At 68.4% G+C, this 12946-nt stretch carries 12 protein-coding genes; 6 read left to right on the forward strand and 6 right to left on the reverse strand.

Translation table 11 applies throughout. The annotated features are described in order from the left end of the window. Window positions 1-1087 precede the first annotated feature (1087 nt). Window positions 1088-2491, forward strand: a complete 1404-nt coding sequence (locus tag AC3WLY_RS28760) for an MBL fold metallo-hydrolase RNA specificity domain-containing protein (protein ID WP_492308873.1) — start codon at window positions 1088-1090, stop codon at window positions 2489-2491. Between the two features lie 84 nt (window positions 2492-2575). On the opposite strand, the gene AC3WLY_RS28765 is transcribed toward AC3WLY_RS28760, so the two are convergent. The 4 genes from AC3WLY_RS28765 to AC3WLY_RS28780 form a co-directional block, all read right to left on the reverse strand. Beyond that, window positions 2576-3616: a zinc-dependent alcohol dehydrogenase family protein gene (locus AC3WLY_RS28765; RefSeq protein WP_175961365.1), complete on the reverse strand. Its 1041-nt coding sequence runs from the start codon at window positions 3614-3616 to the stop codon at window positions 2576-2578. A gap of 157 nt (window positions 3617-3773) precedes the next feature. Further along, on the reverse strand, window positions 3774-5588 hold the full coding sequence (locus tag AC3WLY_RS28770; RefSeq protein WP_492308872.1) for a PHA/PHB synthase family protein: 1815 nt from the start codon (window positions 5586-5588) through the stop codon (window positions 3774-3776). Continuing rightward, window positions 5585-6331 (reverse strand): acetoacetyl-CoA reductase, encoded by a 747-nt coding sequence (gene phbB, locus AC3WLY_RS28775; RefSeq protein ID WP_175961367.1) that lies wholly within the window; start codon window positions 6329-6331, stop codon window positions 5585-5587. The genes AC3WLY_RS28770 and phbB overlap by 4 nt, the downstream gene beginning before the upstream one ends. Next, window positions 6321-6818 carry a hypothetical protein gene (locus tag AC3WLY_RS28780; RefSeq protein WP_492308871.1) on the reverse strand — a complete coding sequence of 166 codons (498 nt, stop codon included), beginning with the start codon at window positions 6816-6818 and terminating at the stop codon, window positions 6321-6323. Before AC3WLY_RS28780 ends, phbB begins: the two co-directional genes overlap by 11 nt. 209 nt (window positions 6819-7027) lie before the next feature. On the opposite strand from AC3WLY_RS28780, the gene AC3WLY_RS28785 reads away from it, so the two are divergent. The 3 genes from AC3WLY_RS28785 to AC3WLY_RS28795 all read left to right on the forward strand — a co-directional run bounded on the left by AC3WLY_RS28785 (window position 7028) and on the right by AC3WLY_RS28795 (window position 9378). After that, complete coding sequence (locus AC3WLY_RS28785) at window positions 7028-7867, forward strand: universal stress protein (protein ID WP_492308870.1); 840 nt, start codon at window positions 7028-7030, stop codon at window positions 7865-7867. A gap of 177 nt (window positions 7868-8044) precedes the next feature. Next, window positions 8045-8548, forward strand: a complete 504-nt coding sequence (locus tag AC3WLY_RS28790; RefSeq protein WP_175961370.1) for a universal stress protein — start codon at window positions 8045-8047, stop codon at window positions 8546-8548. Continuing rightward, entirely contained in the window at window positions 8545-9378 is an 834-nt protein-coding gene (locus tag AC3WLY_RS28795; RefSeq protein ID WP_492308869.1) for a universal stress protein, read from the forward strand. Before AC3WLY_RS28790 ends, AC3WLY_RS28795 begins: the two co-directional genes overlap by 4 nt. A gap of 52 nt (window positions 9379-9430) precedes the next feature. On the opposite strand, the gene AC3WLY_RS28800 is transcribed toward AC3WLY_RS28795, so the two are convergent. Next, a complete protein-coding gene (locus tag AC3WLY_RS28800) occupies window positions 9431-9889 on the reverse strand; it encodes a universal stress protein (protein ID WP_175961372.1) in 459 nt (152 codons plus the stop codon). 207 nt (window positions 9890-10096) lie between these two features. Here AC3WLY_RS28800 and AC3WLY_RS28805 point away from each other — a divergent pair, with 207 nt between their 5' ends. Then, on the forward strand, window positions 10097-10744 hold the full coding sequence (locus tag AC3WLY_RS28805) for a response regulator (RefSeq protein WP_175961373.1): 648 nt from the start codon (window positions 10097-10099) through the stop codon (window positions 10742-10744). Window positions 10745-11047: 303 nt separating this feature from the next. After that, window positions 11048-11821 carry a fumarate/nitrate reduction transcriptional regulator Fnr gene (fnr, locus tag AC3WLY_RS28810; protein WP_310142420.1) on the forward strand — a complete coding sequence of 258 codons (774 nt, stop codon included), beginning with the start codon at window positions 11048-11050 and terminating at the stop codon, window positions 11819-11821. A 34-nt stretch (window positions 11822-11855) separates the two neighbouring features. On the opposite strand, the gene AC3WLY_RS28815 is transcribed toward fnr, so the two are convergent. Continuing rightward, window positions 11856-12845: a zinc-dependent alcohol dehydrogenase family protein gene (locus AC3WLY_RS28815; RefSeq protein ID WP_492308868.1), complete on the reverse strand. Its 990-nt coding sequence runs from the start codon at window positions 12843-12845 to the stop codon at window positions 11856-11858. Window positions 12846-12946 lie beyond the last annotated feature (101 nt).

A 12946-nucleotide genomic window follows, 5' to 3' on the forward strand; every position in this document is an offset into this window, starting at 1 on the left:
TACTTGATTTCGTACTCGTACGTCCATCTTCCGTGGCGACGGCCCTGCGTTGTTGATGTGCGTCAACCGACGGACATCGGCGCGCGCTGCCCGACAACCGGCGCCGGTCGCGCGACGAACCGGCGGCTCGCGTCGACCGTGGTCAAGCAACGAATCGCACGCTTTCGCCGTGAAACCGGACAGGCCGGAGTGCCGCGGGAGCCGCGGGAGCCGCGACGAAGAAACCCGCATCGACCGCTGCGTCGCAAGCGCCCCGGTCCGGCGGCACCAGGCGGGGCCGGAGCGCTGAAGCGCACGCCGGCCTGCTCGGTGCGCGTGACGGACAACTGAATCTTCGGCGACACGCAGGGCTGGATCCGCACGAACGTCAGGGCGTCACGATGAAGCACGGACGGACTTCACCTGATGCAGGAATTTGTCCGTGTGATCGAATGAACGCGCGTACCGGGGTTCGGATTCTTCACGATACGCGCCCGACGGAATCGGCGAGCCGGTTCTTCACACCGTCGTCAGCATTGCTCTGAGCCGCACCTTGGCAACCAGCGTCGCGCGAGGCCTCATCGGTCCACGAACATGCTTACGAGTTCGTTGCCGTGCGATGCCCGCGAGCTGGGCGGCAGCCAGTCTCACGTTTTCCTGCCGCGCGGCGGCGGTCATCGCCTCGCCGCGTCGCAGCAGCGCGTTGCCACCCAGAGCGACCCCGATACGCGTCGGTTCACCCCTCCCCTAGCTCGCCAGCGTCGCGACCTGCATGGCCTTGATCGTATGCAGGCGGTTCTCGGCCTGCTCGAAGACGACATCCGGCTTCCGAACGCGCCGCGCTGGTCGGCTCCGCGCACCACGTGCGCAAGCCCTGGTGTCGACTGTATGTGGGTGCCGACGGGCGCGGTTGACACACATCAAGCCCGCGAAACGGAGCGCCCCGCATGCCGGACGGCGGCTCGCCGCCATTCTCCAGTCGAATCGCCGCTGTCGCGTGCCTTCCCTCGCACGCGGACACGGCAATCCCTGACTTCCGTCAAAGCGCTTGCACGCACACGCGATGTAATCGGAACACCGAACTCCTCAAATCCCGGCGGAGCAAGCCATGAAACTGACTTTTCTCGGTGCGACCGAGACCGTGACCGGATCGAAGTATCTGGTCGAGCATCGCGACCGGCGCATCCTGGTCGATTGCGGCCTGTTCCAGGGCACGAAGAACCTGCGGCTGCGCAACTGGAACCCGCTGCCGGTCGCGCCCGACACGCTGGATGCGGTGGTCCTCACGCATGCGCATCTCGACCACACCGGCTACCTGCCGGTGCTCGCGCGCGACGGGTTTCGCGGCCCGGTGTACTGCACGCAGGCCACGGCCGAACTCTGCGACATCATGCTGCGCGACAGCGCGCGGCTGCAGGAGGAAGAAGCCGATTTCGCGAACCGGCACGGTTATTCGAAGCACCACCCGGCCCGGCCGCTCTACACGACCGACGATGCGCAACGCGCGCTGCGCCTGATGAAACCCGCCGCATTCGACGAATGCGTCGCACTGGGCGGCAGCCTGTCGTTCCGGCTGCTGCCCGCCGGTCACATCCTCGGCGCGGCCAGCGTCGTCATGCACTGGGATCACAAGGTACTGGCGTTCTCCGGCGATCTCGGCCGCTATCACGACCCGATCATGCAGCCGCCGACACCACCGGCGCATGCGGATTACCTGGTCGTCGAATCGACGTACGGCGACCGGCTGCATCCGGCATCGGACCCCGAGACCGAGCTGGCGGCGCTGTTCGAAAACACCTTCTCGCGCGGCGGCGTGGTCGTGATCCCCTGCTTCACCGTCGGCCGCGCGCAGGAGATCCTGCACTACATCGCACGCCTGAAAGCGGCCGGCCGCATGGCGCGCGTGCCGGTGTTTCTCGACAGCCCGATGGCGACGGACGTGACGGAGATCTATCGCCACCACGTCCTCGAGCACCGGCTGACCTTGTCGGCAGCGAACGCGCTCGGCCACGCGGCGACGATGATCCGCACGGTCGACCAGTCGAAGGCGATCGCCGACCATCAGGGACCGATGGTCATCATTGCGGGAAGCGGCATGGCGACGGGCGGACGCGTGCTGCATCATCTGAGCCGCTATGCTCCCGATCCACGCAACACGATCGCGCTGGCGGGTTACCAGGCCGCGGGCACGCGCGGCGCGGCGCTGGCGGCTCATGAGCCGACGCTGAAGATTCACGGGGAGTACGTGCGCGTGCGTGCCCGGGTCGAGTCGATCGCGACGCTGTCCGCGCATGCCGACTACGAGGAAATCCTGCGATGGCTCGGCACGATGCAGCGCGCGCCGTTCCGGACCTTCGTCACGCACGGCGAGCCGGCGGCGGCCGATGCGTTGCGGCGGCGCATCGCCGAGACCCTGCACTGGCCGTGCGAGGTGCCGACCTACGGGCAGACCGTCGATCTCGACGAAGCCGAGCGTGACGACACGCGCGAACCGGCGGCGCTGTCATCCTGACGACGCCGCGCGGCGCACGAACGCCGCGCGCATCGCGTCATCCGGCGCGGCGGGCGCCCGCTCCCGCCGCGCCGCGCGCCGCCATCACGCCACTTCGATGAGGACCTTCAGCGCATGCGTTTCCGCGGCGCGGCCGAACGTGTCGTACGCGCGCTCGACGTCGTCGAGCGAAAAACGGTGCGTGATCAAACGCTTCGGATCGAGCCGCCCCGCGCGCACGGTCTTCAGCAGCATCGGCGTGCTGACCGTATCGACGAGCCGGGTCGTGATCGCGATGTTGCGATCCCACAGCTTCTCGAGATGCAGGTCGGCCTTCACGCCATGCACGCCGACGTTCGCGACGACGCCGCCCGGCGCGACGAGCGACGTGCACATCTCGAACGTCGCCGGAATCCCGACCGCCTCGATCGCGCAATCGACGCCGACGCCGTCGGTCAACTTCATCACGTCCGCGACAGGGTCGCCATTGGCGCCGTCGAAGCAGTCGGTCGCGCCGAAGCGCCGCGCGACGTCGAGCCGGTTGCGGTCCGGGTCGATCATGATGATCTGCGCGGGCGAGTAAAACTGCGCGGTCAGCAACGCCGCGAGCCCGATCGGTCCCGCGCCGACGATCGCGACCGAACAGCCCGGCTGCACCTTGCCGTTCAGCACGCCGCATTCGAATCCGGTCGGCAGGATGTCGGACAGCATCACGAGCGCATCCTCGTCCGCGCCGGGCGGAAGCCGGTACAGGCTGGTCTGCGCGTGCGGGATGCGCACGTACTCGGCCTGCGTACCGTCGATCCGGTTGCCGAGGATCCAGCCGCCCGTCGTGCAATGCGAGTACAGGCCGCGCCGGCAGTATTCGCACCGGCCGCACGACGTGATGCACGAGATCAGCACGTGGTCGCCCGGCTGCAGCGTGTCGACCGCCGCGCCGACCTGCTCGACGATCCCGACGCCCTCGTGGCCGAGGACGCGGCCGGGCTCGCACGACGGCACGTCGCCCTTCAGGATATGCAGGTCGGTGCCGCAGATCGTCGTGCGCGTCACGCGGACGATCGCGTCGGTCGGCGCCTGCAGCTCCGGCATCGGCCGCCGTTCGAGCGCCTTGCGCTGCGGCCCCTGGTATACGAGTGCTTTCATTGCGTTATCTCCGTCGAAAGGGAGGTTCGTTCGTTGATCGGGCCCGGCGTGCGCGTTGCAGGCAGGCGTCGCATGCGCCGGCAGCGCTGCCGATGCGCAGGCCCGGTTCCGCCGCGACGACGAGCGGCGCGATCGACAACGCCGCCGGTCAGGCTCTTCATGTTTCGAGCACGTAAGTGCCGGGCGCCGCCCCCAGGCCGGCGTCCGGCGTACGTGCCGGCACGTCGCCCGACGCGTGCGCGCGCAACCAGTCGCGCCAGCACGTCCACCACGACCCGTCGACGGCGCGCGTGTCGTTCACGAAATCGTGCTGGCTGCGGTAAGGCGCGCCCGGTTCACGGGCGGCGCGGCGATAGTGGCGGCCCGGATGGCCGGGTTCCGACACGATGCCCGCGTTATGGCCGCCCGAGGTCAGCACGAAAGTCAGCGCGTTGTGCGTGAGCAGGTGGAGCTTGTAGACGGAATGCCAAGGCGACACGTGATCGCGCTCGGTTCCGACCACGAACATCGGCACGTCGATATCCGACAGCGCGACCGGCCGGCCGTCGACGCAATAGCGGCCTGCCGCGAGGTCGTTGTCGAGGAACAGCCGCGTCAGGTATTCCGTGTGCATGCGGTACGGCATGCGCGTGACGTCCGCATTCCACGACATCAGGTCGTTCGGCTTCGTGCGCTTGCCGAACAGATACTCGCTCATCATGCGCGACCAGATCAGGTCGCGCGCATTCAGCAGCTCGAACGTGGCGGACATCTGCGAGCCGTCCAGGTAGCCTTGCCGCCACATCAGCGCGTCGAGCGCGGACAGCTCGCTCGCGTCGACGAACAGGCCGAGTTCGCCGGGTTCGCTGAAATCGGTCTGGGACGCGAGCAGCGTGACGGAACGCAACGCGTCGTGCTGCCGCCCGTCGCGCGCGAGCGCCGCCGCGCCGATGGCCAGCAGCGTGCCGCCGAGGCAGTAGCCGACCGCGTGGACGGCTTCGCCGCACCGCTCGCGAACGGCGTCGAGCGCGGCGAGGCAGCCGTCGCGCAGGTAATCGTCGAGCCCGAGATCGCGCGACTCCGCGCCCGGATTGCGCCACGAGATCGCGAACACGGTGTAGCCCGCGTCGACCAGGAAGCGGATCAGCGAATTGTGCGGCTGCAGGTCGAGGATGTAGTACTTCATGATCCACGACGGCACGATCAGGATCGGCTCGCGTGCGACGCCGGCCGTCGTCGGTTCGTACTGCAGCAATTCGCACAGTGCGTTGCGCCATACGACCCGGCCCGGCGTGATCGCGACGTCGCGCCCGGGCAGATAGGCCCGGCCATCGCGCGGCCGGGCGCCGCCGGCGCGATCGATCAGCGCGCCGAGATCGTCCAGCCAGTGCCGCGCACCGGCCGCGAGATTGGCGCCGCCGCTGCGTATCGTCGCGTCGAGCACGACCGGATTGGTCGCGATGAAATTACCCGGCGAGCATGCGTCGAGCCATTGCCGCGCGGCGAACCCGACGAGTGCCTCGTGATGCCGCTCGACGCCCCGCACGCCGTGTGTCGCGTCGTGCCACCAGTGCTGGATCGACAGGAAGTTGTCGCGATACGCGCAAAACGGCCAGTTCGACCACGCCGGTGCGGCGAAACGCGGATCGGCCTGCCCGGCATGCACCGTCAGCCCGGCCTCGTCCGGGTCGTCGGACGCGCCGTTCGCCGCCGGCAACGGACCGGCCGCGCGCCATGCCTGCCACGCCAGTTCGACGCATTTTCCGGGCGACACGGCGAGATGCGCACCCCAGTCGATCATGGCCAACGCCAGCGACACGGGCGACAGGCCGAGTGTCATCGCGGCCAGGCTCGCCCGCGCCGCGCGATCCCATTGTTCGGCCGGCGACGCTTCAGGCCGCGCGCAGGTGTCCGGACGCGAGGCCTGCGCGAGTTCACCGGCGGCGGCCGCCGGACGGCGCGTGACCGGCACGCGGATGACGGAATCATTCATCGCATGTGCATGCCGCCGTTGACGTCGAATTCCGCGCCGGTCGCGAATGCGCCCGCGTCCGAGCACAGCCACGCGACGAGCGCCGCGATCTCGTCGGGGTTGCCGAGGCGCCCCACCGGAATCTGCGGCAGGATTTTCGTGTCGAGCACGTCCTTCGGCACCGACTCGACCATCGCGGTCGCGAGGTAGCCCGGCGACACCGTGTTGACCGTCACGCCGTGTCGCGCGAGTTCGAGCGCGAGCGCCTTCGTGAAACCGTGAATGCCCGCCTTGGCGGCCGCATAGTTGGCCTGCCCGTACGCGCCTCTCGAGCCGTTCACGGAACCGACGTTGACGATGCGGCCGAAGCCGGCTTCGATCATGCCGGGCACGAACGGCTTCGTCATGTTGAACATGCTGTCGAGATTGGTGCGCAGCACCGCGTCCCACATGCTCTTGGTCATCTTGACGAAGCTGGCGTCGCGCGTGATGCCCGCGTTGTTGACGAGCACGTCGACAGGTCCGAATTGCGCGAGCACGCGCGCCGCGCAGTGCTGGCACGAGTCGTAGTCGGCGACGTCGACCTCGAACGCATGGAAGGTGCGCCCTGCTTCGCGTTCTTGTACCAGCCAGGTCGCGATATGGTCGTTGCGCTCCGTGTGCGACACGGCGACGGTCATGCCCGCGGCGTGCAGACGACGGCTGATCGCGGCGCCCAGGCCGCCCGTGCCGCCCGTCACGAATGCGACACGGTCAGCGCACATGATCGTGCTCCTGCGTCGCATTCGCGCCGGCCATGTCCGTCATGCCGCGTCCGAACGCCGCCATCCATTCGTGCCACGGCATGCTCGCTTCGTTGACCACGGCCAGCCGGCTCATGTCGGGCAGCCAGTCGGTCTGGTAGCGAGACAGCATGTCCGCGCCATACTCGCGTAGCCAGGTGCGCCAGACCCCCGCCTCCTCGTATTGCGTGCGCATGCTCCATTCGACGGCGTCCTGCCAGATCGCGGCGCTTGCGATCGCGTAATCGCGCATCACGCGCTGTGCCGCCGCGCCGAACTCGGTCCATTCCCGCGCTTGCGCGAGCGCCTGCTGCAACTGCCGCGCCGCGTCGCGATCCCGCTCGATGCGCCGTCCCGTCAGCGCATGCCATTCGTGCTGCCAGTCGCGATTCAGCGCGAACAGGCGCAGCGCGATGTCGCAGGCTGCCCGGCACGCGCCGTCCGGTGTCGTCAAAGCGTCGGTGGTCATCGTCTTCCCTCTGTCGATTCGGTCGAAGGGTCGGCACCCCTGCTGCACCCCGGGCGGCACCCGTCTTGCGCCGCCTGCCGGTACCGGCCGCGACCGCTTCACTGTGCGGCTGTGCGGCACGGCGGCCGTTGATCTGCGTCAAGCGCGCGGGAAGCCCGCTTCGTAGACTGAATTGCACTGGCGGATATACCGTCGATGGAGCGATCCCGATGAGCTACAAGAGCATGGTCGTGCATCTCGATACGAGCGTTCGCGCGCATTCGCGCCTCGAGCTCGCGTTGCGTCTCGCGCGGCGCTTCAAGGCGCACCTGACCGGGGTGTTCGCGATCTACACACCGGAGCCGACTTCGTTTTACGTGATGGCCGGTTCCGCCGATTACTTTCGCGAACAGCGCGACCGGCGCGACGAGCGTCTCGCCGCGCTCGAACGCCTGTTTCATGCCGAAACGGCACGGGCCGGCGTATCGTCGGCCTGGATTCGCGCCGATGAGCGCGCCAACGTCGCGGTGCCGCGTCTCGCGCGTCTCGCGGATCTCGTGATCGCGGGCCAGAGCGACCCGAACGATCCCGAAACCTATATCGACGACCAGTTTCCGGAAACGCTCGTGCTGTCGGCGGGGCGTCCGGTGCTGTTCGTGCCGTATGCCGGGGAATTCCCGTCGCTCGGCGAACGCGCGCTGGTGGCGTGGGACGGCAGCCGCGAGGCCACGCGCGCTGCGCACGACGCGCTGCCCTTTCTCGAGCACGCGAAACGCACGACGGTCGTCGCGGTGGTCGACGGCGATTCCGAAGCGGCGACTACCCGCATTCCGGCCGCGGATGCCGCGCTGATGCTTGCGCGCCACGCGCCGGACGTCAACGTGCTCGACATCGATAGCGGCCCCGGCACGTCCGTCGGCGACACGCTGCTGTCGCGCGCGTACGAAACGGGCAGCGATCTGCTCGTGATGGGCGCGTACGGCCATCCGCGCTGGCGCGAACTGCTGATGGGCGGCGCCACGCGCACGGTGCTGGCGTCGATGACGCTGCCGGTACTGATGTCGCACTGAGCGCGCCGATGCGTACGCTCGCGCTGCTCGTCGTCGAGCCGGCCGACGAAGCGTGGATTGCGGCACGCGATGCGGTGCGGCTGCTGCGACGCGACGGCGCCGCTTGATCCAGATCAGCGCGATCGGCGCGCGTGCGCCGATGATGAAATCGTTGACACGCGTTCAGAGGGAACCGCCATGTACTCGAACATTCTGGTCGCGCTCGACGGCAGCGAACCGTCGTCCCGCGCGCTCGACGCCGCACTGACGCTTGCGTCGGAATCGGGCGCGCGGCTCACGCCGGTCTACGTCGTCGATTTCCTGGTGCCGGCCTACGACATGTACGGCTACGATCCGTCGATCCTGATCGACGCGTTCCGCGAGGAAGGGCTGCGCGTCACCGACGGCGCGGCGAAGCGCATGGCTGCGCGCGGCGTAACCGGCACGCCGCGGATCGCCAATGTCGATCCGGGCGGCGAAGACGTCGCGCAGCGGCTCCTGATCGTTGCGAAGGAAGCCGGCGCCGACCTGATCGTGATGGGCACCCACGGCCGGCGCGGCTTCAGCCGCCTCGTCCTGGGCAGCGTCGCCGAGCGCTTGCTGCGGCGCGCCGCGTGCCCCGTGCTGATGATTCCGGCGAGTTGCGCGCCGGTGCCCGCTGCGGCGCCCGCCGCTGCATCGACCGAAAAGGAGCCGTCATGAGCTACAAGACCCTGCTCGTCCATCTCGACGACAGCGATCGTTGCGCGACGCGCGTCGAACTGGCGCTCGAACTCGCAGGACGCTGGAACGCGCACCTGATCGGCCTGTACGTGGTCTGCCAGGATCTCTTCGAACCGCTGCGGCGGCCCGACGAGCCGCTCAAGCTCGCGGTGTACGAGCGCCTGTGCGAACAGCGGTGCAAGGACGCGGAGGAGAAATTCCTCGAAGCCGCCGAGCGCGCGGGGCGCAGCGTCGAATGGCAGGCGCCCGCCGGCGCCGCGACCGACGCCGCGATCCTGCATGCGCGTCATGCCGACCTGCTCGTGCTCGGCCAGGAAGATCCCGACGACCGCCTGACGCACGTCGCGCGCCATTTCATCGAGGACGTCGTGATGGGCAGCGGCCGTCCGGCGCTCGTCGTGCCGTACGCGGGCGACGTGCGCAAGATCGGCGAGAACGTGCTGATCGGCTGGGACGGCGGGCGCGAAGCCGCGCGCGCGATGGCCGACGCGCTGCCGCTGCTCGCGCGTGCGCGCTTCGTCAACGTCGAGACGGTCAGCCACGGGCAACCCGATCCGGACAAGACGCCGGCAGGCGTGGACGTCGCCGCGTACCTGGAGCGTCACGGCATCCGCGCATCGTTCTCGACGACGGCACGCCCAGGCACGGTCGGCGTCGGCGCGACGCTGCTGAACCGGGCCACCGACCTTCACGCGGACCTGATCGTGATGGGCCTGTACAGCCATACCCGGACGCACGAGCGCGTACTCGGCGGCGCGACGCGCACGATCCTCGAAACCATGACGGTGCCGGTGCTGCTGTCGCACTGAGCATGAACGCGAACGGGGCGGCCCCGGTCGGCCGCCCCGTCGTCCTGGCGGATCACGACGCGCCCGAATCGTCGCGGACCAGCAGCACGGGCCGGTCCGCGGTGCGCAGCAGCGACTCGGCGACGCTGCCGAGCAACGCCCTGCGAACACCCCGCCGGCCGTGCGTCCCCATCACGATCAGGTCGGCATCGCAGTCGGCGGCCGCGCGCGCCAGCACCGACGCCACGTTCTCGCCGCACGCATCGATCGTTTGCGCGGTGCCGCGCACCCCGCACAGCCGGAACGCGGTCTCGGCATCGGCGAGCGCCGTCGCCGCGAGGTCTGCCCCTACTCCGCCCGGGTCGCTCCGATCGACATAGCCGCTATCGATATTCGTCAGCCGCGGCGTATCCGACACGACGCACACGGCGACGACGAGGCCGCCCGACGCGCGGGCGAGCGTTATCGCCTCGTCGAGCGCGAGCCGTGCGCCGCGACTGTCGTCGAGCGCGGCGAAGATCCGTTCATACATGGCGCCTCCCGGTTTATCCATCCCGTTCCGGCCGGATCGGGATCTTCAGTCTGGGCCCGCCGCCGTCCGGCCCGTTGACACCGATCAAGCGGGCCTCGGGGCGGACATGGCGGCCCCGTGCATGCGCCCCGATTGGCGAACACCGGCAAAACGCGCACAATTTCGCTGCTCGTCCGCAAAGGCGGTTCGGCGCAAGGGGCATGTCACATGATCAGGGTACTCGTCGCCGACGACCACGCGCTCGTCCGGGATGGCCTCCGGCACATCCTGCAGAACGCAACCGGTTTCGAGGTCGCGGGCGAGGCGCGCGACAGCGAGTCGACCGTTACGCTGATCCGCGGCACCCCTGCCCACGTGCTGGTGCTCGATCTGTCGATGCCAGGCCGCAACGGCATCGAACTCATCCGGCAGATCAAGGACGAAAAGCCGGCCCTGCATATCCTCGTCCTGACGATGCATGCCGAACAGCAATATGCGGTGCGTGCGTTCCGCGCCGGCGCGTCCGGCTACATGACGAAGGAAAGCGCGAGCGCGGAACTGGTGGCCGCGCTGAGCAAGATTGCATCCGGCGGCGTCTACGTCAGCCTGGCGATGGCGGAGCAGTTTGCGCAAAGCCTCAACGAGCCGGCAGAACTGCAGCCGCACCAGCGCTTGTCCGATCGCGAGTTCGACGTGTTCCGGCGCATGACCTCCGGCGAATCGATCTCCGAAATCGCGCAGGCGCTGTGCGTCAGCGTCAAGACCGTGAGCACCTACAAGACGCGCATCCTCGAGAAAATGCAGATGCCGAACGATGCGTCGCTCGTGCGTTACGCCGTACGCCACAAGCTGTTCGACGACCCGGACGAACTCTGAGCGCGACAAGCTGCCGCACGCTTGTAGGAATTACCCTACAGCCCTTCTTCATCACCTACTTAATCTTCAATTTCCGCTGATTTCATTCGCGCGTCCGGCTGTCCATACTCCCCGTCAAGAAAAAACAAACACGTGTGCCTTCCGGAGCGGCCCGGCGGCGCAGTCCGGCATCGACTGCATCGTCGTCCCGACGCCCCGGTGCGGCGCGTCCTTGATGAAGGCGGCGAAGATTCACGCCGCCCGTAGCGGCCAGCGCGACCGTGCCCACGCGATTCGCCGCCGCCCAACCAACCGGAGCAGATCATGCAGAGCCATGCCGAAGTGTCGACGCCGCCGCAGTCGCGCCCCTTTATTCCGCTGCACGCCGTCGAGCGGTCGGACCAGCCGAAGCGCGCGTCGTCCCGCTGTTCGTCGTGCGCGCTGCGCGCCGTTTGCCTGCCCCAGGAACTGACACCCGACGATTTCGCGCGGGTCGACGCGATGATCTGCACGACGCGTCATGTCAAGCGCGGCGACACCCTGTATCGGGCCGGCGATACGTTCAACAGCATCTACGCGGTGAGAACCGGATCGTTCAAGACCGTCGTCATGCATCGCGACGGCGACGAGCAGGTGACCGGCTTCCAGATCGTCGGCGAATCGCTCGGACTGGACGGCGTGCACACCGGCCATCACAACGGCGATGCGATCGCGCTCGAAGACAGCACCGTCTGCATCATTCCGTTCGGCCAGCTCGAGCAGATCTGCCGAGAAGTACGGACGATGCAGCACCACGTCTACCAGATGATGAGCGGCGAGATCGTCCGCGAGTCGGCGTTGATGCTGCTGCTCGGTACGATGAGCGCGGAACAGCGCGTGGCCGCGTTCCTGCTGAATCTCTCCACGCGCTTCAAGGCACGCGGCTACTCGGCCGCGGAGTTCGTGCTGCGGATGACCCGCGACGAGATCGGCGAGTATCTCGGCATGAAACTCGAGACGGTCAGCCGCATGCTGTCGAAGTTCCAGCAGAAAGGGCTCGTCGCGGCGCAGGGCAAGCAGATCCGCATCGTCGATTCGGAAGAGCTCGCGCGCATCTGACGCCGCGGATTTCCCGGCTCGCACGTCGCGCGGTTCAGCCGCGCATGTCGAGTACGGCGGCGCCCGATAGATGCCCCATGCGCAGGTCCGAGAGCGCGCGGTTCGCGTCGGTCAGCGCATAGCGCGTTGCTTCGACCCGCAGCGGCGTCGCGCCGGCGATCCGCATGAACGCGACGGCATCCGCGCGCGTCAGGTTGGCCACCGATGCGATGCGGCGCTCGCCCCACAGCCACGCGTACGGAAAAGCCGGGATGTCGCTCATGTGAATGCCGCCGCACACGACGATCCCGCCCTTGTCGACCGCCCGCAGCGCCGCCGGCACCAGTGCGCCGACCGGCGCGAAAATCAGCGCGGCATCGAGCGTCTCGGGCGGCGCTTCGTCGCTGCCGCCTGCCCATGCCGCCCCCAGCGACAGCGCAAGCTGCTGCGCAACGGTATCGCCGGGTTTCGTCAGCGCGAACACCCGGCGTCCTTCGTGGTGTGCGATCTGCGCGACGAGATGCGCCGCCGCGCCGAACCCGTAGATCCCGATTCGCCGTGCGTCGCCGGCCATGCGCAACGTACGGTAGCCGATCAGGCCCGCGCAAAGCAGCGGTGCGGCCTCCTGGTCGGCGTAGCGCTGCGGCAGATGCACGCAATAACGGTGGTCTGCGACGGTGCGCTCGGCATAGCCGCCGTCGATCGTATAGCCGGTGAATCCGGGGCTGTCGCACAGATTCTCCCGTCCGGCGGTGCAATACGCGCAATGCCCGCAGGTCCGGCCGAGCCATGGCACGCCAACCCGGTCGCCGACCGCGAAACCCGCCACGCCTGCACCCAGCGAGCGCACCGTCCCGACGATTTCATGCCCCGGAATCAGCGGCAGCTTCGGATGCGCGAGATCGCCGTCGACGACGTGGAGATCGGTACGGCATACGCCGCATGTGTGCACGTCGATCAGCAGCTGGCCCGCCGCGGGCCGTGGGGCCGGCACGTGTGCCTCGCGCAAATCCGGTGTCGTCCCGTCGAACATCATCGCAAGCATATGGGCCTCCCCCGCGCGATCGGCGCCGCGCGCTTCGCTTGTTCCAAGCGTAGGCGCCTGGAACCGTGTCCGTACGACTCGCTCACGCGGGCTTGACGTGG

The sequence above is a fragment of the Burkholderia sp. FW306-1C-G01B genome (assembly GCF_058781685.1).